Raw genomic sequence first — 23,886 nt, 5'->3', positions numbered from 1 at the left:
GTCTAGCCCGTCAGGCCGGGAGAAATTCGTCGGTCTGCGGGTGAGAAGGGACGTATCAGTGAGAGGAAACATATCAGCGACACGAAACGACGTGAATAGTGACCCGAGACTACGCAGGATGTCTCTCGAAGAATCCCGAGACGAGTTTTCGCTCGGCCGCCCGGAGGTGTTGATGGAACGTCGCACGGGAGATATCCATCGCGTCGGCGAGTTCGTCACCCGTGACGCCGTGTGGCCACTCGAAGAACCCACCCAGATACGCGAGTTGAAGCGCAGTGTGTTGTCTATCGGTGAGTTCCGCGCTGAGGCTGGCGACGAACTCTCGGGGTGTCTGTGGCGGAGCCGCGCGGTCTCTGACGGCGCGAAGTTCGACGCCGTCCGCCGCACTCTTCAGGTCGTCGAGTAACGACCGACCCACCGTCCGGTCGGGGACCACGGCGGTGAACCGACAGCCGTGTTCGTCCGCTTCGAGGTCGGTTATCCGCCCGCCTGCGTCTGCCACGAGATGCGCGAGCGACCCCGATGTGAGTGTCACATCGTACAGGCCGATATTGTCTCCGCGGGGAAGACGCGTGACCTCGGACACGCCATCTGGTTCGAAGTCCACCTCGTCGAGGTTGGTCGATGGCGGCGTCGAAACGAACAGGCTGAGTGTTCCGTCGTCGTGTGGGACGGCCCCTTCGTACTGGAGTTGACACCCGGCGGCGGCCGCAAGGCGAACCAGCGGTTGAGTCGAGTCACTCACGTTCACGTCGAGTTCGAGAACGTCGTCCGAGAGGAGCGACCGGCGACTCTCGAACGCGTCGATAGCCGCACCGACGGCTCTTCCGAGTGTCCCAAAGACAGCCGTTATCTCCTCGTTGAGAGTATCAGAGTTACTGTCCGTGTCAGTATCCGGATTCGTGTCCGCATAGACTGTCAAAACACCGTAGAGCGTCTCCCGGTGAATCAGTGGAACCGCAATGACTGATTGAAACGGGACGTGCGAATCCTCGTGCACTGGCCCATCCGGAACTGTCCCTGACTGGACAGTCCGCGTCTGGACGGCCCGTGCTGTCGGGTCAGTTGCGTCATCGTGGTCGATTTCGAGTGCTTCGATAGACGACCCGGTACTCCCCGCCCACTCACTCGGGACGATAGTCGCTGGTGAGAGGTCGCAGTCCCCAATCCACGCCCAATCGAACTGCTCGGTTTCGGCGACTCGGTCGCACACAGTGGCTTCGAGGTCTTGGCGCGTCTCCGCTCTGACGAGCGCACTCGTCACGTCTTCGAGAAGCCCTTCGATGTGGTCGACGAGCGTCTGAAGCCGTGTTCGTTCCTCTTCGACCCGTGCGGCGTACTGTTCTGCGGCCGCTTCCGCACGGACCCGCTCTGTGATGTCGGTCTGGAACCCGACGTAGTGTGTCACCGCTCCATCCGGGCCACTCAGTGGTGCGACATCGACGCGGTTCCAGAACGTTTCGCCGCTCTCGCGGTAGTTCAGAAGTTCGACGGACGCCGATTCTTCGGCTTCGATGGCCCGACGGAGTTCGGCCACTTGTTCGAGATTCGTCCTCGGTCCCTGCAGATATCGACAGTTCCGGCCCAGCGCTGCCTCGGCGCTGTAGCCAGTCAACGACTCGAATGCCTCGTTGACGTAGACGAGTGGCAGGTCCGGCAGCGAACAGTCGGCAATGGTGATGCCGACCGGAGCCTCGTCCATTGCTTGTTCTTTCAGGTCCTCAGTAATCTGCCCGGACGCTTCCGTCCCGTAGCGACGCCACGCGACGGCGCTCCGAATTCGCTCCGGAAGTCGTTCGAAGAGATTCGAGTCGACGAGCGGGACAACATCTGCGGCACCGGCGTCGTGTGCGTCCGCAGACGAGAGGTAACCATCCTCGGGAACGACTGCGACGAGTGGGGCCGCAGTCTCAGCGTGCAAATTCTCGATATCGTCGGCCCGGTCGCTCGCAACCACGACGCAGTCTATCGAGTTGCCTCGGAGTCGCCGTCGTGCCGCCTCGACCGAGGAGACGGTCTCGACGGGGAGCGGCGAGAGTACGTCTTCGAGTCGGCCTCGGTCAGCATCGACGACGACCGCAAGGACGCGAGGGAGTGGCGTCGATTCGTTCATGGACTACACACTTGCCGACTCCATAAGGAAGTTCGCGAGGAGTGCGCCGAAACGGCCAGTACACGATGCAATACGATTCGTAAAGTGCGGTCGATGCGGCACGCTGTGGGCGGAGAATAAAGAGGAAAATCGGAACCGAGTGCGAACGTGAGGGTAGCCTTCGTTAGGCTTCCGCTTCGACCGTCTCGGCGTCTTCCTGATAGTAGTCCTCGATGAGGTCCTCGTCGATACGGTTGAGTTCGGACTTCGGCAGCATCGACAGGAGTTCCCAACCGATGTCGAGCGTCTCCTCGATAGACTGGTCCGAGTCGAAGCCCTGGTTGACGAACTCGGCTTCGAAGCGCTCGGCGAAGTCGAGGTACTTGTTGTCACGCTCAGAGAGCGCTTCGCGACCGACAATGTTCACGAGGTCGCGAAGGTCTTCACCCTCTGCGTACGCCGCGTACATCTGGTCGGACACGTCGGCGTGGTCCTCGCGGGTGAGGCCCTCACCGATACCGTCGTCCATAAGACGCGACAGCGACGGGAGCACGTCCACCGGGGGACGGAGACCCTGACTGTTGAGGTCACGGTCCATCACAATCTGACCCTCGGTAATGTAACCGGTCAGGTCAGGAATCGGGTGCGTGTCGTCGTCACCGGGCATGGTGAGAATCGGAATCTGCGTAACAGACCCTTCACGACCCTTGATACGACCTGCGCGCTCGTAGAGCTGTGCAAGGTCGGTGTACATGTAACCGGGGTAACCACGGCGACCCGGAACCTCTTCACGGGCCGCACCGATCTCGCGGAGTGCCTCACAGTAGTTCGTCATGTCCGTGAGGATAACGAGGACGTGGTAGTCCTTCTCGAACGCGAGGTACTCGGCCGTCGTGAGGGCGAGACGCGGCGTGACCGTCCGCTCGACTGCGGGGTCGTCCGCGAGGTTCGTGAAGACGACGGAGCGCTCGAGTGCGCCCGTGCGCTCGAAGTCTTCCATGAACTCGTTCGCCTCTTCCTGCGTGATACCCATCGCGCCGAAAATCACTGCGAACTCGGAGCTTTCGCCCTCACCGCTTTCTTCCGGCACCGTCGCCTGACGTGCAATCTGCAGCGCAAGGTCGTTGTGCGGCAGACCGGACCCGGAGAAAATCGGGAGCTTCTGACCGCGAACGAGCGTGTTCATGCCGTCGATGGACGAGACACCCGTCTGAATGAACTCTTCGGGGTACTCGCGCGAGAACGGGTTAATTGCTGCGCCAACGATGTCGCGACGTTCGTCGGGGACGATTTCGGGGCCGCCGTCGATTGGCTGGCCGGACCCGTCGAGCACGCGACCGAGGAGGTCCTCGGTCACGGGCATCTTGAGGGTCTCGCCGAGGAACTTGACGGACGCGTTCCTGTCGATACCGGTCGTGCCTTCGAACACCTGAATCGCGACGATGCCCTCGCTGGATTCGAGGACCTGTCCACGCTTGGTCTCGCCTTGCGGTGTCTCGATTTCGACGATTTCGTCGTAACCAATCGCCTCGTCGACCTCGGCGAACACCAGCGGGCCGCTGATTTCGGTGATAGTCTGGTATTCCTTCATGGTCTCAGTACAGCTCGCGGAGTTGCTCTGTGATCTCTGCTTTGAGGTCCTCGATGTACGCACCCCAATCTTCCTGCACACCGATGCGGTTCAAGCGGGGAACCGCCTCGATGGCCTGAATCTCTTCGACGGGGACGCCGGCTTCGAGCGCCTTGAACGCCTCGTCGTTGAATTTGTGGATGGCGGTGAGGATACCGTACGTCTTTTCGGGTTCACAGTACGTGTCCGTCGGGTGGAACGCGTTCTGCTGGAGGTACGCCTCACGGAGGTAGCGAGCGACCTCGAGGGTCAGCTGCTGGTCCTCCGGCAGGGCGTCCTTACCGACGAGCTGAACGATTTCCTGAAGCTCGTTCTCCTCGTCGAGCACGTCGACAGCCCACTGGCGTTCGTCCGGCCAGTCGTCTTCGACGTTTTCGACGAACCACGGGTCGAGCTGCTCTTGGTAGAGCGAGTAGGACTCGTTCCAGTTAATCGCCGGGAAGTGACGACGCTCGGCGAGGTCTGCGTCGAGTGCCCAGAACGTCTTCACGATACGCAGGGTGTTCTGCGTGACCGGCTCGGAGAAGTCGCCGCCCGGCGGCGAAACTGCGCCGATAACGGAGACAGAACCTTCCTGACCGTTGACGGTCGTGAAGTATCCGGCGCGCTCGTAGAACTCGGAGAGACGCGCGGCGAGGTACGCGGGGTACCCCTCTTCACCGGGCATCTCCTCGAGACGCGAGGAAATCTCGCGCATTGCCTCTGCCCACCGGGAGGTGGAGTCGGCCATCAGCGCGACGTCGTAGCCCATGTCGCGGTAGTACTCCGCGATGGTGATTCCGGTGTAGATGCAGGATTCACGGGCTGCCACAGGCATGTTGGACGTGTTCGCGATGAGGCACGTCCGGGCCATAAGCGGGTTGCCCGTCTTCGGGTCGTCGAGTTCCGGGAAGTCCTCGATAACCTCGGTCATCTCGTTACCGCGCTCACCACAGCCGACGTAGACGACGATGTCAGCGTCGGCCCACTTGGCGAGCTGGTGCTGCGTAACCGTCTTTCCGGACCCGAACGGACCCGGAATCGCGGCCGTCCCACCCTTCGCGATGGGGAACAGACCGTCGAGGATACGCTGACCGGAGACGAGCGGTTCGCGCGGCGTCTTCTTCTCAGCCGCCGGACGCGCCTGACGCACCGGCCATTCCTGGTGCATCGTAATCTCTTCGCCGTTGTCGAGTTCGACGACCGCCTCGGTGACGGCGAACTCGCCAGCTTCGACGGCGACGACCTCGCCACCTTCGAAGTCCGGCGGGACCATGACCTTGTGTTCGATGGTCACGGTTTCGGGGACCGTACCCACAACGTCACCGGGGGCGACTTCGTCGCCTTCGGAGACGGTAGGTTCGAACTCCCACTCCTTCTCCAGGTCGATACCGGGCGCGTCGACACCGCGGTCGAGGAACGCCGAGTCCATCTTGGACTCGAGGACGTCCAGCGGACGCTGGACACCGTCGTAGATGGCGTCCATCATCCCGGGACCGAGGTCGACGGTCAGCGGTTCGCCCGTACTCTCGACGGGTTCGCCGGGACCGACACCGGAGGTCTCTTCATACACCTGAATGGTCGTGAGGTCGCCCTCAATCTCGATGACCTCGCCCATTAGCCCTTCGTCGCCGACATAGACGACGTCGTTCATACGGGCGTCGAGGCCACGGGCGGTCACGACCGGACCACTCACGCTTGCGATGACACCGTCCTCGCGAACGGAATCTTGTGTTGCCTGACTCATGTTTGGTTATTCGTCCATCAGATCGATACCGATTGCTCTCTTGATCTGGTCGCGGAGACCGCTCGCTCCACCGGAACCGCCGAGCGTCACGAGCGTTGGCTCGATGCTGCGCTCGACAGATTGGCGGGCGTTACGCGAAAGGTGGTCGAGGTCGTGTTCGTGCATCACGATGATGCCGACGTCTTCGTCCTCGAGCGTGCGTATAACGGCCTCGTCGAGTGCTTCGTCCTTTTCTTCGTCCGGGATGTTCTCGAACTTGCGGACGCCCGCAAGTCGGAATCCCGTGGTGAAGTCCGGACTGCCGATAACTGCGATTTCCTGGCTCATAGGATGACCAGCTCCTCCTCGATTGCATCGGGGTCGAGCCCTGCCTCGCGGCCGCGGGCAATCGCCCGAATGTTGTCGACCTCGCGCTCCTTGGCGAGGATGTACGAGACGATTGGGGTGACAGACAGCGGGTACACGTGTCCGAGCGAGTCACCGTACTCCAAGAGTGCCGCATCGAGGGCACGCTCGAAGCCGATGAGGCTGTCTGCCTCTTCGAGGTCCGAAAGAGCCGACGAGAGACGGTCACCGTACCGGCTGTCACGGATTTTTGAGACCAGTTCGTCCGGACTGGTCGCCAGCGCCGCAATTTCTGACGCCCGGAACAGCGTTCCGCCCTCGATGAAGTAGTCGACTGGGTCGAGGTCGGCACCACTGCGAGCGATACGGAGTGCGTTGCGGGCGTTTCGGAAGTCTATCTCTGCTTCGAGGAACTCGCGGTACTGCTTGGCTTCTTCACCAACGACCAGGCCTTCGAGCAGTTGCTCGTAGAAAGCGCGGTCGACCGCGTTTTCCAGTGGTACGAGCACGCCAACCTCTTCGTAGTCTTCGTAGGCGGCCTCGAGACCGTCGCCGAAGATGGTACCGGAGAGCAGGTCGACGATTTCCTCAAGTTCGCTTGCGTCAAGCAGACGCGAGATGAGTTTATCGTCAAACTCGCCGGCGCGGATGAGGTCAGCTTCGACCTCGTTGCGTGGCGTATCGGAGTAGATGCCACGGATGATGGTCTTGATGTTCCACGCGTCGAACTTCCGAAGATACCGCGCGATGAGGTCGTAGAGGCGGCCACCTGCCCAATCGAGGATGTCGTTGAACTGCTTCGCCAGATTCTGGTTCAGCGCGAACTCGATGAGGTCGACACCGGAGAAGCGACTTCCCAATGCGTTGACCTCGTTTTCGTACTCCGACTCCTCCATGAATCGGGCAATCTCGGCCGGCCCCATACGGACCAGTTTGCGGTACTCCTCGTCTCCGAACAGGGCACTGCGTCGCGCTCGAACACGAGCGATAACGTATTCGGGATTCGAGCCGCCAGCAGTGCTCATTGGTCGTCGAACAGTCGCGTACTCACTTCCTTCAGGTTGTCCTCCCAGACTGTGTTGAGGACCGAGTCGAAGGTGTTGTTCACCCGAACACGCGAGTTCTCGCCTTCGACCACGACGCCACCGAGGCAGTCGCGCTCACCAGCGACCTCGTACCCGTCGTAGTCGGCAAGGATGGTTTCGAGCAGGTCAGCGTCCTCGGCACGGCCGTAGACGCTGACTTCGTCCTCGTCTTCGAACTCAACCGCGGCAGCGTCGAGAAGCGAACGGGTGAGCTCTTCGCGACGGTCGCCTTCGAGCTCAGCGAGTTCGTTTTCGACCTGCTCGCGGACACGCTGCAGGACGTCACGGCGAGCGCCGAGTCGTGCCTGCTTGGCTTCGAGCTTCGCACTGGAAAGCGCCTGTTCGCGCTCCCGTTCGATCTGCTGCTCGATGTCGGCCTTACGCGATTCGAGGATGTTCTCGGCGTCGGATTCGGCTGCGGCGATGATATCGTCCGCCTGTTCTTGGCCGTCCTGCCTGATTTCCTCTGCGCGTGCGCGGGCTTCGTCTCGGATATCCTCAACGACGTTATCCAAACTCATAATGGGAAAGGGAGGGGTGCTTAGGCCGCGAAAACAACGACCAGTGCGAGGATGACAAGGGTTTCGGGGAGGACCGTAAGGATCAGCCCGTTGACGAAAAGACCCTCGTCTTCAGCGATCGCACCCATCGCAGCGGAACCGATACCACGCTCGGCGTATCCGGCTGCGAAGGCGGCAATACCGACCGAAAGGGCCGCCGCAGCACCTTCGGTGATCGCGGGCGAGGAGGTGGCTTCACTCTGCAGTGCAGTCATGAGGGGTTCAATTGCTTCAATCATTGTGTGTTCCTGAGTACCGGATTGTCGTCTCCGAACGTTCGTATGTGTTGCAAGCCTTCTCATAAAGGTTCCCAAAATAATCGGGTGAAATACGGCATTCGGGCGGCTGTCGGCGGTGATTCCGGCAGAGCCGTTGCTATCGAAGCGGTCGATAAAGAAGGTACCGCCTGTTCACTCAGTCTTCGGTCGTGAACTGACGGTCGTAGCCGAACGGTTCGTACTCGCGTCCACCGCCCTCGAAGAATTTGCCGAAGAACTCGACGTATTCGAGACGGACGGCCTGCAGACCGGCACTCGTGACACCGAGTGCGAGGACGACGAGGTGGCCGACGACGAGAACGAGCAGCCCACCAACGACACCAGCAGCGCCGGAGTGGAACAGCCCGCCGAAGAGGATATTAGTCACTTCGTGCCCGTGGACCATCTCGCCGATGTGTGGCATGTGGCCGAGACCGAAGTGCCACTCCACTTCGCCGCCGTGTCCGGTGGTGTACACACCGAAGACAAGCAGGTTGACGGCGAACGCCATCGACGCCTTTGCGATGAGGACAGCGCCGAGACGAGTGTACGACAGGACGTTCGAGAGAACACTCGCGAACTCGGCGAGCTCTGCTGGTTCTGCCATCGCGAGGAAGGCTGCCCCGAGCAGATAGAGGCCGAGCCCAGCCCAGCCGACAGTGTACGAGAAGCCCGAGAAGCCGAGCGGGAGAAGCCCGCCACTGGCGAACGTCGTGAACAGGAACTCGGGGGGAACGCCACCGAGCGCATCGCTGAAGACCCAAATCCACAGGCCATTCAGCATGAGAATCCACGAACCGGCTTCGAGGACGGCTTCTTTCGCACCGTGGAGTTGGAACTTCTCGACGAAGTCGAAGATGTACCCCACGTTGAGGTGGAAGATACCGACGACGACGCTCACGGTGAGCCAGCCGAGTGCCCACTCAGAGGTGGCCGGCGACAGACCCTTCTCGATTGGGGGGTGCGAGAGACCGAGCGCACCTTCCCACAGGTACTGGGTGATGAGGTGGAACCCGAATATTTCCCCGTAGAGGATGCCGAAGAGCGTGGTGAAGAGACCAGCGGCAATCGTCATTCCACCCATGCTCTTGAACGTCTCGGATTCGAACCCCGCATAGAGGTAGTATCCGATGGCGGTGTAGATAACACCGTATCCGAAGTCCCCAATCATGAACCCGAAGAACGCCGGGAACGTCAGGAACAGGATAACGGTAGGGTCAAACTCGTAGTAGTTCGGTCGGTTGACCGCCTGTACGAGCAGTTCGAACGGCTTGACTGCACCGCTGTTGTTCTGGACGACCGGTGGTTCGTCGTTGGACATCGTGACCGCCCCACCGTCGGTGGCGGCGGCAGTTCCGCCGGCCTCTGGAACCCCTTCGCGTGCGTGGTCGTGTCCGTCGTGGGAGAACTCCGCGCGTTCGAGTTCCTCGACGTCGACGTGCTCGCCGACGATGGATTTCAGCTCACTGGCGAACGTGTTGTATCGCTCCGTTGGAATCCACCCTTCGGCGACGAAAGCGTTCTCCGTCGTCGCAAAGGACAACGGTGCTTCCGTCTTCTGTACGTCGATGTCGAGACGTTCCTCGGCTGCAAGGAGGAACTCGCCTTCTTCGACCGCAATGTCGTGAAGCTCGGACTCGACGGTTTCGAGCTTCGATTCGAGTTCGCGTTTTTCTTGTTCGAGGTCGCGGATGTGGTCTTCGGGGCTTCCCGAGGCATCCGGAACTTCGAGCGTGGCGAACTCGGCACCAACAAGCGCGTCCGTAAGCGCCATCTCAGATGCACCCTCAGTCGGGCGGCCGAAGATGGCGTGGGTTCGCTCACCGGAGAAGATCTCATACGCATTGATCTCACCGGCGTCCACGACGGCACGCTCGATCTCATCGCGATTGCCATGACCGACGACGACCTGCAGCGAGTCGTACCCCGAAAGCAGGTCGAGGTCGATACCCAGGTCGACGAACGGCTCCATCGCGTCGATTTCTTCGTCCACCGCTCTGAGCTTGTTCTCCAGCTCTGAGCGACGGTCTTCCAGTTCGTTGACTTCGGTTCGAATCTCTTCGAGCGGCTCGCCGAGCGCGTCGTCCGGGACGATGCGCTGACGGCCGGCGTCGGAGTCTTCGACGCCGAGGATACTCTTGAGCGAGCGGACGGTGACGAGCTTGTCGGAGGCGCTCTCCGCGCCCTCGATGGGCGTCCCCGTCTCGAATCCGAACTCCTCCTGCCACGAGCCGTCGTATTCGGTGACGTGCAGCAGTCGGAGGTCGTGGACAGCCTCGATGACCTCGGGCATGACGCCCTTAGAACCGGTCACCGAGACCTTGCTCATTTGCTCAGGTCTGAGCATTCACCGCCTCCTCGAATTTGCCGATGGCGTACTCGACCGCGTCGTCGATGTGGTCTTCCGCCTCGGCGACCAGTTCGTCACGGGCTTCCTCACCTTCTTCGAGGATACGTTCCCGCTCCGTCTCTATCTCCGCGCGCCCCTCCTGCAGACGCTCGGATTCGAGTTCGTCAGCCTCTTCTTCGGCCTCGGAGCGAATCTCATCGGCTTCGCGACGTGCCTCCGCGACGAGCTCCTCACGTTTGGCCTCGGCCTCTTCAACGATGTCGTCGGCCTCCTGCTCGGCCGTTTTGATTCGTTCGAGAACCTCTTGTCTCGGCATACTCGTATCACAGGAACGTTGCACAAGCGCTGTATAAGGTGTTTGCGGAAAGTCGGTGACAGATGTTCCGAAACACCGAAATAAACGGCCGTTCGAACGCCGAACTGCGCGGCGAATCCGCACCGTTATCATCGGTGAGTCCTAATCCCGGCGCGATGGGAGTCCTCGAAAACAAAGCGCGGGCCCGCCTGTTCTACAAGTATCTCTCGAAGGTGTACGACCAGGTGAACCCGTTCATCTGGAACGAGGAGATGCGCGACGAGGCGCTCGAAATGCTCGGTATCGAGCAAGGAGACCGTGTCCTCGACGTCGGATGCGGAACCGGTTTCGGGACCGAAGGACTGCTCCGCTACACCGATAACGTGCATGGCCTCGACCAGAGTATCCACCAGATGCAGAAGGCGTGGAAGAAGTTCGGCAAGAACGACCAGGTCCGCTTCTACCGCGGTGACGCCGAACGCCTCCCCTTCGCCGACAACTCGTTCGACATCATCTGGTCGTCCGGGTCAATCGAGTACTGGCCGAACCCCGTCACCGCGCTAGAAGAGTTCCGTCGCGTGGTGAAACCCGGAAACAAAGTGCTCGTCGTCGGTCCCGACTACCCGAAGAGCGGCGTCTTCCAGAAACTGGCCGACGCAATCATGCTCTTCTACGACGAGGAGGAAGCCGACCGGATGTTCGAAGCCGCCGGCTTCGTCGATATCGAACACCACATCCTCCAGCGACAATCTGGAAGCCCACGTGCTATCGTGACTATCGCGCGCGCACCTGACGAAGAGTAATCTAAAGCGAGCCGTCGCGTTTTCCGACCGTTCACCAAACCTGAAGCGTACCGCCGCGTTCACCACCGCTCAGGAAACTGTTGCCCGGAGCACCGCGACCGGTGTCTCGTCGTCGTACACTCGAACGACAACCGACGACCCAGTTGTGATGTCGGGGTCGTTAGTGCCCGCAAGTTCGAGACTCGCGCGCTCGCCGACGGTCCAGCGGGAATCAGCCGCCGCATTGAACGGTCCCGTCGGTCCCGGACGAAACCCCCGGGCTGAGAAGAACGGAACTGGCGGTTGGTACGCCAGCGACTCGCCGTCGACCGAGATACGAACACTGAGTGTCTGGACGTCGAGTGGTGCGCCTCCTTCGTGTGTTATCGAGAGTGTTTCTCCGGAGACGGACAACGACAGGGCTGTCGGTCGTGTCGGCGTCGGCGACGACTCGGCGACGTCAAAGGCGGCAGCACCGACGACGCCGGCAACGACGACAACGAGTCCGACGAGGAGGACGCTTCCGACGAGGATAGAGGTCCCACGAGTCGCGTGCTGGAACTGACGGAACATCGAGAAGGCGTGGCCTCGTCATGCGATAAGAAGCTTCGGCCAGTGTAAAAGACCAACTGAGCCGTGTGAAGGCGAAGCTAAGAGACTCACTACACCCCGGGCGGGCCTTCGGGGGTCGCGGTGAGTTGCTCATCGGGCGTCGAATTCGACTGGTCAGTCGTGTTCGTTTCGAGTCCGGGGATGGGCGTCGGCGAGGAGGTAAGAACGACCGCCGAGTTACCCTTGATGACGGTAATCGTGAACGGTCCCGACGGTGAGACAGTCCAGATGGTTCCGTCGGTGCCAGTGTGCCCGAGTAGTGTGCTTTCTTGGCTGGCTTCGAGTCCAATGGTTACGTTCGCGTCGACGGGATCATCCGTCTCAGTTTCGTTCAACTGAATTCGAAGCGGGCCACCGGGATAGGTCTGATAGGCGGTGAGCGAAAGCCCGTCTTTGACCTCGGTTTTTGGCGTTCCCGAAGTGACCGTTCTGAGTGGCCGCGCTTGCGACTCCTTGAACACTTCTCCGCTTCCGGCGTCGACATACGCGGACAGTTGTCCGCCGTTGTAATTGATACGCACGCGGTGACTGTTACCAGCGCTGATGACGTTTGTCCCGTTCTGGGCGGACCTGCTCGAATAGACCGTCGGATAGTTATCTGCGACGATACCGAGCGCCTCCTCGTACATGACCGTACTCTGGTCGCGGTCGCGAAGGTCAGAGCGGTAGGCCTCGCGGATGTACTTACCATCTGCGACGACACTGAGGACGACGCCGGTCTCACTCGTCCGCACGGAGAAGCGCGTCGGCTCGGCCCCGCCGGTCATGACAGCGACTGCGTGCTTTCGGACGGGGCCGGTGAACGTATCGAGTTCGCGCTCTAACCCCGCGAGGCGTCCGGAGTCGATAGAGAAGTCCGGCGTGTTGGATGCGAGAGTACGAAGTTCGACGCGGCGCTCGTTGAGACTTCGCGCCTCGGCGTCGATGCGGGCGAGTTCGACGAGGAGTTCACGGGCCGTGATTTGGTCCTGGTTGAACCGCTCGATAACGGTCCGCTGTGTGCTCTGAAGCGCGATTGCACGTTGCTCGATGCGGCTCAGTTCATCGATAATCAGCTGTTGGCGGATGCTGTCGTCGCTCGCCGATTCGATTCGCTCGATAGATGTGCCGGTCTGTATCTGTCCACCGGCTCTAAGCGCAGCGAGGTCGAGCGAGGGGCCGAGGTCGACATGTTGTGATTCGACCGTCGCTTGCACTAGATTCGACTCGGGGATGTCGAGCACGCGAATCGTCTCGTTCGGCACCTGCTGGGCCTGAGCCTGGGCCGGAGACGCCGTATCAAAGACCGATTGCTGGTCCGAGACAGCGTCGGGACCGACCGCGCCGAGAGCAGGCGACGCCACCAAGAGGATGGCGATGACGAGCGGAAGGGCCTTCATCGGCATAGGGGTACACAATGCCAGTACTAAAATGGCCCTCTTGTGGACCAACGACAGATAAAGTTTCGTTGCGCACACGGTGGCAACGATTGTCAATAGAGACGGAATGTGACGTTAAGTCGATGGAAAGCGTTTTCATCGCCGGACGAAACGGATTCACGTATGCGGAGCGCCGCCCTCATCGTTGCCCTCTTCATCATCATCGCCGGTGTCGCGGCACCAGTCACGGCAACTGGCGCCGCCACCACCGACACGCACGGCGCTAACACGGCGACATCCCTTGGTCAGACAACCCTTATCGCACAACAGTCGAACCTCGAACGAGCGCCCAAGACGGATATCGTCATCGAACTCCGTAACGACCGGTCGGCGAATTGGCGCATCGTGATGCGTTACGACCTCGAGACGGAAAACGAGACGAAGGCGTTCAGAGAGTTCGCACGGAAATACGAACAGGGGTCTGCGGATGTTGGTCTCGACGCTGAACTCTTCGAACAAGTCAGTGAGACGGCCGAAGCACAGACCCAGCGGTCGATGACAATCAAGAACACGACGAAGAGAGGGTACGTCAAAAACGACACGGGCGTGCTCGTCTTGACCTTCACGTGGACGAACTTCTTAGAGGAGACTGACGAGGGGCTACGTCTCAGAGACGCGTTCTCTGCGCGCGACGGCAAGACGTGGCTCACGTCACTTCGCTCGAACCAGAATCTCAGTATTCAGACCCCTCCGAAGTACGCTGTCAGTAGTACCCCTCGCGGTCTCCAACTGGAGGATAACGCGGTGGTCGTCGAAGGGCCTCGAACCTTTGACTCGCCGGAACAGTTGGCCGTGAGTTATTACGTCCCGCCAGGGGTGGGCCAAGAAATCCCGTGGGAACTCATTGGCGGAGGGGTTGTAGTCGTCCTGATAGTGGGACTGCTCTACCTTCGCCGTCGGTCCACCACCAGCGAACGAACCCCTGCGTCACCCCCCGAGTCTGAGCCACGCAACGGTGCAGCGACCGAACCAGCACCCGCGCAAACAGATGAGCAAGCACCCGAAGCCGGAGCCGAGGAGGGAGCTGAAAGCGAGGACCCGGACATCGACCTCGACCTGCTCTCCGACGAAGAGCGCGTCGAACTGCTCTTAGAGCAAAACGGCGGACGGATGAAACAGGCGAACATCGTCAAGGAAACCGGCTGGTCCGACGCGAAAGTCTCGCAACTGCTGTCGTCGATGGCCGACGAAGGACAGGTCGAAAAGCTTCGTCTCGGCCGCGAAAACCTCATCTCGCTGCCGGACGAGGACGAAGAAACGGAGTAATCGGCTGACTGCACGTTGGCGGCGACGGTGCGAAAACGTTTATTCGCCCCCGTCGGTAGTGAACGTTGATGAAAGTTCTCGTAACCGTCAAAGAAGTGGCCGAGGTGGAAGAGGACTTCCAACTCGATGGCCTCCGCGTGGCAGAACAGTACCTCGATTACGACCTCAACGAGTGGGACGAGTACGCGGTCGAAGCGGCCGTCCAAATCGCCGAGGAGAACGACGACGTCGAAGTCGTCAGTGCGACAATCGGTCCCGAACGCTCCGAAGAGACCATCCGCATGGCGCTCGCCAAAGGCGTCGACCGCGCCATCCGCGTGTGGGACGACGCACTCGAAGACGTAGACCTTCTCGACGTAGGCGCAAAGACGCGACTCCTCTCGGCAGTCGTCGAAGAAGAAGAACCCGACCTCGTCCTCACGGGCGTGCAGGCAAACGACGATAGCTTCGGAGCGACCGGCGTCTCGCTGGCGTCCGCAATCGACTTCGAATGGGCCGCGGTCGTCAACGACCTCGACTTAGATATCGACGGTGCCGTCGCTAACGTCCGCCGCGAACTCGAAGGTGGCGTCGAAGAACTCACCGAAGTCGACCTCCCCGCCGTGCTCACCATCCAGACCGGTATCAACGAACCCCGCTACGCGAGTCTGCGCGGGATTCGTCAGGCACAGTCCAAGGAAATCAAGCCGATGGCACTTTCGGACCTCGGACTCGACGAGGCGGCCCTCGAATCCGACCTCGTGTTGACCGACATGTACGAACCGGAGACCGAATCTGAGGCGACGTACTTCGAAGGTGGTGCCGGGGAGCAAGCCGCCGAACTTGCGACTGTGCTCCGCGAGAAGGGGGTGGGTGCCCAATGAGCGACGTACTTGCCATCACGGAACACCGCCGCGGCGAACTCCGTGACGTGTCGTTCGAACTCGTCACCGCCGGTGCCGACCTCGTCGGTGACACCGGCGGCGACCTCCACCTCGCTGTCATCGGCGGCGACACGGATGGGTTTGCCGAGGAACTCTCGCTCGACGGCGTCGACACCATCCACACCGTCACGGAAGGCGACGAGTTCAACCACGACGTGTACGTACAGGCCGTCACGGAACTGTACGAGGAACTCGACCCGACGTACGTCCTCATCGGCAACACGGTCAACGGGCTCGACTACGCACCAGCCGTTGCAGAAGGTCTCGACCTCCCGCTCGTGACTGACGCGGTTGGACTCCAGAACGACGGGACCCTCGAAGTCACCCGCGAGATGTACGCCTCGAAGGTCGAATCCACGATTGAAGTCAACGCCGACCGCGCCGTGGTCACCATCCGACCCGGCGAGTGGGACGCCACGGAAGCGGCGGGCGAACCCGCAGTCGAAGTGTTCGACTTCACTCTCGATGAATCTCGCGTGCGCTCGCGCGTAACTGGATTCGAAGAAGTCGGCAGCGGCGATGTCGACATCTCGGAGGCAGACGTGCTCGTCTCTGTCGGCCGCGGTATCGAAGAAGAAGAGAACATCGAACTGGTGCAGGACCTCGCAGACGCGCTCGATGCGACCCTGTCGTCCTCGCGCCCCATCGTCGACAACGGCTGGCTCCCGAAGGACCGTCAGGTCGGTCAGTCCGGGAAGGTCGTGACGCCTAAAGTGTACCTCGCAGTCGGTATCTCCGGTGCGGTCCAGCACGTCGCCGGGATGAAAGGCGCTGAGAATATCATCGCCATCAACACCGACCCCGACGCGCCTATCTTCGACATCGCCGACTACGGTATCGTCGGCGACCTCTTCGATGTGGTGCCGGAACTTATCGAGCAGTTCGAGTAAGTACTGAATCCCGTTTTTCGTTTTTTGACGCTGAGAGCGACTGCGCCGGAGTGTCAGTGCGAGGCCGATATCCCGTCGTGACACAGCGGTCAAAAACGCCACCCCCGTCGTCCCAGTCGCTCGGTTTCTCCAAATCCGGTACGTACTTCCCTACCCAACACTACGAACCGACAATGGAATACCTGGAGCGCCGGGTCACGATGGTAAACGACCGCCTCGAAGAGGTCGTCTCGGCGGTCGAGCCGTCGGAACTCGCCGACCAACTCGACCACGTCGCTCTCGCGGGGGGCAAACGCGTCCGCCCCGCCGTGACCATCCTCGCCTGCGAGGCCGTCGGTGGTACCCCCGAAGACGCCGTCGACTTCGCCGTCGGCGTCGAACTCGTCCACAACGCCTCGCTCGTCATCGACGACATCATCGACCGGTCAGACATCCGCCGCGGAACGCCCAGCGCGTGGGCTGAATACGGCTACGGGTCGTCAATCATCGCCTCCGACGGCCTGCTCGGGGAGGCGTTCGCCCTCCTCTCGTCCAGCGACCGAGCAACCCGTATCGTCGCCGAGTCCATGGTCGAACTCGGCGAGGGAGAGGCGACCGAACTCGTCGCCGTCCCGTCCAACGAGACGGAGTACATGCAACTCGCACACCGGAAGACGGGGGCACTCTTCCGCGCCGCCGCCGAGTTAGGAGCCGTCGCGGCCGGCGGAGACGCCCACGTCGTCGAAGCCTTCGGCGACTACGCGGCACGGGTCGGCGTCGCCTTCCAGATTCGCGACGACGTACTCGACGCGACCGCCGACGCAGAAGAGCTCGGGAAGCCGACCGGACAGGACGCCGAGATGGGCCGACCGTCGCTCGTGCAGGTGACAGACCTGACACCCGAAGAAGCAAATCGCCGCGCACGACAGCACGCCGACGAAGCGCTCAACGCGCTCGAATCGTCCGGCGTCGACGACTCCGAACCGCTGGAGTACCTCCGCGACCTCGCCGAGTTCGTTATCGTCCGCGAAAGCTGAGCTAATCTAATCTGAGCTGAGCTGAGCTGAGTTGAGTTGAGATAGCTGAAACCGGGACAGTTCGCTATGCTGGTTGTTCCCCGTCACCCTCGGCACTTGTCGGGTAGTGCGCCTCTATCACTGCGAAGGTGAGTGTACTCAGGACTCCGAGGAGCGTGCCGACCGTAAGCGCGACGGCAAGCCCGGTGAGTTCGAACGTCTGGACGCCAGCAACACCTGTGGGGAGGAAAAAGCCGGAGAGCGCGTAGAGCACGATTGCGATTGCGGAGACGTAGAATGGTGCGTTGAGATAACGCCATTTGAAACGGTCGTGAAGGTATTCGTCCGTGACTTGGCCGAGACTGCTCGTGATACCGGCGGCGGCGAACCATTCGACTGCACCGTGGGCGAGTGCGGCGAGGACGATTCCCGGCGCTGGCTCGCCACCGACTCCATCCGAAACAGTCTGCAGGAGGTCGTACCCGCGGACGCCACCGACGACGAGCAAGGCCGCAGCGGCGACGTAGGTAATAATCGTGACGCGACCGGTGTAGAGCACGTTCCGGGTGCGGTCCGCGGCCTCATCGACTGCGGATTCGAGACCGAGTCCACGGAAGAGCGTGTACAGGCCAAGGAGTGCTGAAATAAGGCCGAGAACGACGGCTCCGGGAACGTCGAAGAAACTCGCAATGGTGACGAACGGATAGATGAGAAGCAGGATACCGAGCGGGACGAGGATGGTCCCGCGGGTCTCGGGGTCGGCAAGGACCTGCTTCATCGTGTAGTACATCGATTCGAGGTTCTGTGCCTGCCTGACGACGACCCGACGGACACCGTCGATGGGGACACGAGAGCGGATGACCGGAAGCACGGATTCGTCCTGTGCGCCGTCCGAGATGACGATGGCGTGAATGGACTCGCCGGTCGAGATGCTGGCGAGGACGGTGTCTATCTCTTCACCGATAGCCCGGTTAGCCTTCACGTCGCTTCCTTCCAATCCGGTGACTGCGGCGACTTCGACCTCCTCGTCTTCGTCTTCCAGCAGTTCGTCGTGAACCTGAATCCCCTGAAACAACACGTTCACGTCGGAGTCCTCAGGGTCGGCAGTGGCGAGTGCCACTGCGGCGTCCTCGACGTTCTGTCGGCCGACAACAGGAGTATCGAGTCCCGTCTTGCGGCCGAGGTCGTCGTCGAGGTCGACACAGAGGACCAAGAGCATCGTTGACTTCTATGCCACGGGGATATATCTGCTTTCGGGGAACGACCGCGGTCGGCCGGTTCTGTCAGTCGTCGGCGGACGCCATCGTCGTTCCGACTCGTCGGCCGAGGAAGTCCGCGAGCAGTTCGAACGTCCGAATCTTCTGGTCGATGTCCGAGGAAGCGTGTCCCTCGGCGCCGAGTTCCCGGTACTCGTAGTCTGTCCCTTCCTCGTAGCCGTGTTCGTCGAGCGCGTTGCGGAAGCGTCGGGCCTGCGAAACGGGGACGCGCCTGTCGTTGACGCCGTGGAGGATGAACAACGGCGCATCGACGTTCTCGGCGTAGGTGGTCGGTGAACGCTCTTCGTACAGGTCGGCGTTTTCGTCGGGGTCGCCGAGGTAGCGTTCCATGAGTTCGGTCTGGAAGTGCGGCATCGTGTTTTCGTACATGTCGTGGAGGTCGGTCACGCCAATCCACGCGATGCTCGCGGCGTACAGGTCGGGATACTGCACCGCCTGCCAGTACGTCGAGTAGCCGCCGTACGACCCGCCAAAGACGACAACGCGGTCCTCGTCTAGCCAGTCGTAGGTGTCGAGGACGTGTTCGACCGCCGTTGCGACGTCGCCCTGCTCTGCGCCGCCCCAGTCATCGTACAGTTCCTCGACGAACTCGCGGCCGCGACCGGTCGAGCCACGGTAGTTGACCTGCAAGACGGAAAAGCCACATTGGACCAGAACCTGCGTGTAGAGGTCAAACGACTTGCTGTCTCTCGCTCGTGGACCGCCGTGCGGGTTTACGACGAGCGGCGAGGGACGCAGACCGGAGTCGTAGAAGAGCGCGCCAATCTCCAGTTCGTCGTAGGGGTCGTGTTCGACGGCCTTCGCGGGCGTCTCCGGCACGCCGCTCGACTCGAATCGGAAGTACTCGGCGTCCGCGAAGTCGTCGGTGGAGAAATCGCCGTGGTCGGCTTCCAGAAGCGTCTCACGTTGGTGGGTCTCGAAGTCGTACGCCAACAGCTCCGTCCGGCGCGTCGGTGTCGTATGGGTCAATAGGACGCGGTTCCCGGTGAGGTTCCGCTCGCTTTGCCACCCGAACCCGGCGACACCCTCGGGAAGGTCAAACTCGTGGACAGCCCCCGAGTCGATGTCGTAGACCACGGGAATCGTCGTGGCGCGGCGCATTTGCGTCGCCACGAACTTTCGACCGTCGTCGACGAACGAGACGGGGGTTTCCTCGTAGTCGCCGTCACCGAACCACGTCACCTCGTCAACAGTGAGGTCGTAGACACCGCAGCGGTTCAGGTCCGTGGAGTCGTCAGACACCAACAGCCGTTCGCTCTCGGGACCCCAATCGACGGGTGTCGTCTCTGCACCAACCTCGCCGAGTTCGAGCTTCCGCGGGTTCGACCCGTCGGTGTCGGCGACGTACACGTCCAGATTAGCGTCATCGTCGGACTCGTTCGCCCCGTACGCGATTCGTTCGTAGTCGGGGGAGAAACTGGCTGCCCCCACCGCGCGGTCGTAGTCGGTTAGTTTCGTCGTCTCACCCGTCGACAAGTCGCGGCGATAGAGGTTCATCTGGCCGTCTCGCGTCGAACCGACGAGCAACGCCTCGCCGTCAGACTCCACATCGTTGAGACTGACTTGCCCCTCCATCTCGACGACAGCTTCGACGGCACCAGTGCGGTCGATAGCGTAGATATCGTTCTGTTCGTCACCGTCGTCATCGAGGTGGAAGAACACGCGTTCGCCATCGGCGCCCCAAGCGACGGGCCAGCGGGCGTTTCGCGGCACCTCGCCGTCGCTCCACTGTTCGATATTGCCGGTCTCAGCGTCGAGGACGTGGAGTTCGTTACGACCAGTTCCGTCGTAGTAGACGGCGATTTCGTCGCCGTCGGGGGAAACAGTGGGGTGGGCGACTGTCGGGAGACGCGCCAACCGTTCCAACACCACCTCTATGCCATGTTCTGACATGCTACTAACACGTGCGGGTGTGAACCTCAATCTAACCCCTACAGAGTGAAAGTGGACGGCCTGCTCGAACCGCGTTTCGCACGGTTTTTGCACGTGGGACGTATAGCATGTGTTCAACGAATGATCTCGAAGGGCTGCGAACAGTGCGCCATGGGCGGAAAGATGGTGATGTTCGTCTACGGGTACTGCGACCAGCGTGATTGTTTCTACTGCCCGCTCGGCGAGAATCGCAAGAACGTGACCGACGTGTACGCAAACGAGCGACTCGTCGAATCCGACGACGATGTCATCGAGGAGGCAAAGCGCATGGACGCGCTCGGCTCTTCGATTACTGGCGGAGAACCGCAAGAGGCGCTCGACAAGACCTGTCACTACATCTCACTTCTGAAGGACGAATTCGGCGAGGACCACCACATCCACCTCTACACCGGTATTCCCGGCGGCCGCGAGAACATGCGCCGACTCGCCGAGGCTGGTCTCGACGAGATTCGTTTCCACCCGCCGCTCGAACTGTGGGGCGACATGCACGGCACCGAGTGGGAGGACATCCTCTACATCGCCCGCGAAGAAGGACTCACTCCGGCGTTCGAAATTCCGGGTATCCGAGCCGAACAGGAGTTCCTCGACTTCCTCGACGAGGGTGCTGCGGAGTTCTGCAACATCAACGAGTTCGAGATGTCCGACGGGAACTACCGCCGGATGCAGGAGAAAGGCTACGAACTTCAGGACGGTCACATGTCGGCGGTCGACGGCTCGAAAGAAGCCATCCTGGATAAGATGGGCGACCACGAGCGCGTCTACTTCTGTACCTCTGTCTTCAAGGACGCCGCCCAGCACCGTAACCGACTCAAGCGGATGGCTCGGAACCTGAGCCGCCCCTTCGACGAGGTGACGGACGACGGAACGCTGGTCTATGGCAAGACCTACACCCCGGCCGAGCGCTTTATCGAACTCGGCGTGCCCGACGAGTTCTACAGCATCAAGTCGAATCACGTCGAGGTCGCGTGGTGGCTCCTCGAAGAGATGATAGAAGACGGTGACGTCGAAGACGGCGAAATCGTCGAACAGTACCCGACCTACGATGGGACGGTCGTCGAGCGGACGCCGCTCGCCTGAATTTTTGGTCCAGATTTCTACAACTCGCGCGTAATCGCGACGAACAGACTCGGCGCAAGTACGAGCGCCGCGACCGCTGCCGTCGTGGGAGCAAGCGGAAGGTGCATCACGAGGGCGAACCACGCGACTGCGACGCCGGCGAGTACCCCGGCAACGATACCGAGACGGCGCTGGCGGTGGGTGGGACGCAAGCCACGAGCGTCGGCGTAGAGCGCGCCCGAGAGCCCAACCAACAGACCGACGACGGCACTGAGAGTGCCGATGAGTGGCGCAAAGGCGAGAAACGCCGCGCCCACGGCGGTCGTCACCACGAACGTCTGGACAGGCGACAGCGGGTTGACGTCGGCACCGAAGCGCGTGGCGTAGGCGGCCGGCGGGAGGGCGACGACGAGACTGGCGACGAGCCCCGAGAGGACGTCGCCGGGGCGTTCGAGGAGCGCGGTGAGGAGAGTCACGACGCCGAGGACAGTGCCGAGCGCGGTGACGAAACGAGGCGGAAGCGCCTCACTCGGGTCATCAGAGCGGACGACGCCGAAGGCGGCGAAGGGATAGCAGACGACCACACCAGTGAGAATCGGGCGGAACAACTCGCCGGTGAGGACGGCACCGGAGACGGCCGCCGAGAGGCCGAGAAACACACCGACGAGAAGGGCAAATTCGGGGACGCGCTCGGTCATGTCGCGGGGTTGGTGCGAGCAGCAGAAAGGGTTTCGGGGGCGGAATACAGTCGATAAAGAAGGTTTGGGAGGGTGACGACCTACCCGCAAGCGTTTAGAGTGCCCATAGTGTACCTCCGCGCATGTCGGACTGTCCACTCGCGGACGAGTGCCCGAGCTTCTCAGAGCGAATCAAGGGGATGGGGTGTCAGTACTACGGTGACCGCGGGGGCGCTGAGTGGTGTGACCACTACGAACGGCCCATTCACGAACTGAAACAACAACCGGTCAAGCCGGGCGAGGAAGTCGTCGTCACCGTCGAAGACATCCACGAGAGCGGCGCTGGCGTCGGTCGAACCGAAGATGGCTTCATCGTCTTCGTCGACGGGCTTCTCCCGGACGCACGGGCCGTCGTGCGCATCGACCGGGTGAAGGGAAGTCACGCTCGCGCGAAGAAGATTGTCGAACGCCTTCCGCTCGAACCCGAAGCGGAAGGGTCCGAGACCGACACAGACTCCGATTCGGAACCCGAGGCGAACCAAAAGCGCGACCGCAGCGGGCCGAAGCGACCGGAGGCACTCGGAAGCCGAGATAACTTCTGGGGCGAATAACGACACCCCGACACCGAATTTCGGTGGACAGTCAGCCTGCTGTATCTTTTTTCACTCCCGCGAACTACCCCGTTGTATGAGCGACGCCGGACGCGACGACGACGAGACGGTCCCCGACGCGGACGAACTGCTCGACAGAGCGGGGTTCGACCCCGAAACGAGCGTCCTCACCCGCCGACAGGCCGAAGTACTCGCGCTGCGCGAGCAGGGCGTTCGCCAAGCGACCATCGCCGACTACCTCGGAACCTCACGCGCGAACGTCTCCAGTATCGAATCGAGCGCCCGAGACAACGTCGAGAAAGCGCGCGAGACGGTCACGTTCGTCGATACCCTCACCGCACCCGTTCGCGTCGAGGTGCCGGTTGGAAGCGACCTATACGACGTGCCGAAGCAGGTGTACGACGCCTGCGACGACGCCGGCGTGAAAGTCGACCATACCGCTCCGGACCTGATGAAAATCGTCTCCGATGCCGCCGGCGATGCCGTCGAAGGGCGAGAAGTCAAAGAACAACTCTTCGTCGGCGTCACGAGCAACGGGCGAGTCCGCGTCCGCCGCCACGCCAACAGGGTGTAGCGTCGGCCATCCTCGGTTGTAGAGCGAACGGGTCGACGACTGCCGCGATGCCTGACAACTGCCGCGATGCCTGACAACTGCCGCGATGCCCGACGTTTTTGCTCGCCGCTTCTATCGGCTCACACATGGACCTCGGAATCGACGGTGACACAGTAGTCGTGACGGCGAGTTCGGCCGGACTCGGACGCGCAAGCGCCGAAGCGCTGGCCGACGAAGGTGCGAACGTCGTGATTTGCGGCCGCGACCCCGAACGGCTCGCGGCGACGGAAGACGAGCTGAGCGGACTCGACGGCGACGTGCTCGGCGTCGAAACGGACATCACGAGCAAGCAGGAGATAGACGCGCTCGTCGAGGCGGCCGTCGAGGAATTCGGCGGCATCGACCACGTCGTCACCTCGGCGGGGGGTGTCCCACCGGGTGGATTCGCCGATTTGCAGGTGGGATCGAGGAAAGGCCGCTGTGGCAACATCGGCAAGGGCGAAGTCTGGTCCTGACAAGAACGAAACCGAAGAACCAGAAGTACAGGAGACGGG

The 23,886-nt window shown here is 61.6% G+C and carries 22 protein-coding genes and 1 pseudogene; 9 read left to right on the top strand and 14 right to left on the bottom strand.

What is annotated here, in order from left to right:
* Positions 1-109: 109 nt before the first annotated feature.
* The 9 genes from QT222_RS21435 to ahaH form a co-directional block, all read right to left on the bottom strand.
* Positions 110-2,113 carry a bacterio-opsin activator domain-containing protein gene (locus tag QT222_RS21435; protein ID WP_491478311.1) on the bottom strand — a complete coding sequence of 668 codons (2,004 nt, stop codon included), beginning with the start codon at positions 2,111-2,113 and terminating at the stop codon, positions 110-112.
* 163 nt (positions 2,114-2,276) lie between these two features.
* A complete protein-coding gene (locus tag QT222_RS21430) occupies positions 2,277-3,683 on the bottom strand; it encodes an ATP synthase subunit B (RefSeq protein WP_004058230.1) in 1,407 nt (468 codons plus the stop codon).
* Between the two features lie 4 nt (positions 3,684-3,687).
* A complete protein-coding gene (locus QT222_RS21425) occupies positions 3,688-5,448 on the bottom strand; it encodes an ATP synthase subunit A (RefSeq protein ID WP_004058232.1) in 1,761 nt (586 codons plus the stop codon).
* A 6-nt stretch (positions 5,449-5,454) separates the two neighbouring features.
* Positions 5,455-5,775 (bottom strand): V-type ATP synthase subunit F, encoded by a 321-nt coding sequence (locus QT222_RS21420; protein ID WP_004058234.1) that lies wholly within the window; start codon positions 5,773-5,775, stop codon positions 5,455-5,457.
* The gene (locus QT222_RS21415) at positions 5,772-6,818 is read right to left on the bottom strand and encodes a V-type ATP synthase subunit C (RefSeq protein ID WP_004058236.1); all 1,047 of its coding nucleotides are present in this window, start codon (positions 6,816-6,818) and stop codon (positions 5,772-5,774) included. The genes QT222_RS21420 and QT222_RS21415 overlap by 4 nt, the downstream gene beginning before the upstream one ends.
* Entirely contained in the window at positions 6,815-7,399 is a 585-nt protein-coding gene (locus tag QT222_RS21410) for a V-type ATP synthase subunit E (RefSeq protein ID WP_004058239.1), read from the bottom strand. The genes QT222_RS21415 and QT222_RS21410 overlap by 4 nt, the downstream gene beginning before the upstream one ends.
* A 20-nt stretch (positions 7,400-7,419) precedes the next feature.
* Positions 7,420-7,677, bottom strand: a complete 258-nt coding sequence (locus QT222_RS21405; protein ID WP_004058240.1) for a F0F1 ATP synthase subunit C — start codon at positions 7,675-7,677, stop codon at positions 7,420-7,422.
* A gap of 175 nt (positions 7,678-7,852) precedes the next feature.
* Positions 7,853-10,042, bottom strand: a complete 2,190-nt coding sequence (locus QT222_RS21400; protein ID WP_491478310.1) for a V-type ATP synthase subunit I — start codon at positions 10,040-10,042, stop codon at positions 7,853-7,855.
* Positions 10,029-10,361: an ATP synthase archaeal subunit H gene (gene ahaH, locus QT222_RS21395; protein ID WP_004058244.1), complete on the bottom strand. Its 333-nt coding sequence runs from the start codon at positions 10,359-10,361 to the stop codon at positions 10,029-10,031. The genes QT222_RS21400 and ahaH overlap by 14 nt, the downstream gene beginning before the upstream one ends.
* A 155-nt stretch (positions 10,362-10,516) precedes the next feature.
* Between ahaH and QT222_RS21390 the strand changes: the two genes are divergently transcribed.
* Complete coding sequence (locus QT222_RS21390; RefSeq protein ID WP_491478312.1) at positions 10,517-11,143, top strand: methyltransferase domain-containing protein; 627 nt, start codon at positions 10,517-10,519, stop codon at positions 11,141-11,143.
* Positions 11,144-11,212: 69 nt separating this feature from the next.
* Here the strand turns inward: QT222_RS21390 and QT222_RS21385 are convergent, their stop codons facing one another.
* Together QT222_RS21385 and QT222_RS21380 are read right to left on the bottom strand one after the other, a co-directional pair.
* Positions 11,213-11,695 (bottom strand): type IV pilin domain-containing protein, encoded by a 483-nt coding sequence (locus tag QT222_RS21385; RefSeq protein WP_004058247.1) that lies wholly within the window; start codon positions 11,693-11,695, stop codon positions 11,213-11,215.
* Positions 11,696-11,784: 89 nt separating this feature from the next.
* Positions 11,785-13,113: a DUF7094 domain-containing protein gene (locus QT222_RS21380; protein WP_004058251.1), complete on the bottom strand. Its 1,329-nt coding sequence runs from the start codon at positions 13,111-13,113 to the stop codon at positions 11,785-11,787.
* A 162-nt stretch (positions 13,114-13,275) separates the two neighbouring features.
* Here QT222_RS21380 and QT222_RS21375 point away from each other — a divergent pair, with 162 nt between their 5' ends.
* The 4 genes from QT222_RS21375 to QT222_RS21360 all read left to right on the top strand — a co-directional run bounded on the left by QT222_RS21375 (position 13,276) and on the right by QT222_RS21360 (position 17,247).
* Positions 13,276-14,418: a helix-turn-helix transcriptional regulator gene (locus tag QT222_RS21375; protein ID WP_491478309.1), complete on the top strand. Its 1,143-nt coding sequence runs from the start codon at positions 13,276-13,278 to the stop codon at positions 14,416-14,418.
* Between the two features lie 68 nt (positions 14,419-14,486).
* A complete protein-coding gene (locus QT222_RS21370) occupies positions 14,487-15,281 on the top strand; it encodes an electron transfer flavoprotein subunit beta/FixA family protein (RefSeq protein ID WP_491478308.1) in 795 nt (264 codons plus the stop codon).
* The gene (locus QT222_RS21365; RefSeq protein ID WP_004058257.1) at positions 15,278-16,231 is read left to right on the top strand and encodes an electron transfer flavoprotein subunit alpha/FixB family protein; all 954 of its coding nucleotides are present in this window, start codon (positions 15,278-15,280) and stop codon (positions 16,229-16,231) included. The genes QT222_RS21370 and QT222_RS21365 overlap by 4 nt, the downstream gene beginning before the upstream one ends.
* Positions 16,232-16,404: 173 nt before the next feature.
* Positions 16,405-17,247: a polyprenyl synthetase family protein gene (locus tag QT222_RS21360; RefSeq protein ID WP_004058258.1), complete on the top strand. Its 843-nt coding sequence runs from the start codon at positions 16,405-16,407 to the stop codon at positions 17,245-17,247.
* Between the two features lie 64 nt (positions 17,248-17,311).
* Here QT222_RS21360 and QT222_RS21355 read toward each other — a convergent pair whose 3' ends face one another.
* Complete coding sequence (locus QT222_RS21355; protein ID WP_004058261.1) at positions 17,312-18,445, bottom strand: DUF373 family protein; 1,134 nt, start codon at positions 18,443-18,445, stop codon at positions 17,312-17,314.
* Positions 18,446-18,509: 64 nt separating this feature from the next.
* Positions 18,510-20,396, bottom strand: a complete 1,887-nt coding sequence (locus QT222_RS21350; RefSeq protein ID WP_004058264.1) for a prolyl oligopeptidase family serine peptidase — start codon at positions 20,394-20,396, stop codon at positions 18,510-18,512.
* 120 nt (positions 20,397-20,516) lie between these two features.
* Between QT222_RS21350 and QT222_RS21345 the strand changes: the two genes are divergently transcribed.
* Positions 20,517-21,512: a radical SAM protein gene (locus QT222_RS21345; protein ID WP_049917446.1), complete on the top strand. Its 996-nt coding sequence runs from the start codon at positions 20,517-20,519 to the stop codon at positions 21,510-21,512.
* A 17-nt stretch (positions 21,513-21,529) separates the two neighbouring features.
* Here the strand turns inward: QT222_RS21345 and QT222_RS21340 are convergent, their stop codons facing one another.
* Positions 21,530-22,189, bottom strand: a complete 660-nt coding sequence (locus QT222_RS21340; protein ID WP_491478307.1) for a hypothetical protein — start codon at positions 22,187-22,189, stop codon at positions 21,530-21,532.
* A gap of 122 nt (positions 22,190-22,311) precedes the next feature.
* Here QT222_RS21340 and QT222_RS21335 point away from each other — a divergent pair, with 122 nt between their 5' ends.
* The 3 genes and pseudogenes from QT222_RS21335 to QT222_RS21325 all read left to right on the top strand — a co-directional run.
* Positions 22,312-22,779 carry a TRAM domain-containing protein gene (locus QT222_RS21335; RefSeq protein ID WP_004058269.1) on the top strand — a complete coding sequence of 156 codons (468 nt, stop codon included), beginning with the start codon at positions 22,312-22,314 and terminating at the stop codon, positions 22,777-22,779.
* A gap of 76 nt (positions 22,780-22,855) precedes the next feature.
* Positions 22,856-23,353 carry a Tfx family DNA-binding protein gene (locus tag QT222_RS21330; protein ID WP_004058272.1) on the top strand — a complete coding sequence of 166 codons (498 nt, stop codon included), beginning with the start codon at positions 22,856-22,858 and terminating at the stop codon, positions 23,351-23,353.
* Positions 23,354-23,478: 125 nt separating this feature from the next.
* A pseudogene (locus QT222_RS21325) lies at positions 23,479-23,844 on the top strand (SDR family NAD(P)-dependent oxidoreductase); the annotation flags it as partial.
* Positions 23,845-23,886 lie beyond the last annotated feature (42 nt).

The sequence above is a fragment of the Haloferax sp. s1 genome, from assembly GCF_058382125.1.
The sequence above is the reverse complement of the archived record's forward strand: the minus strand, read 5'-3'. Positions and strand labels throughout refer to the sequence as shown.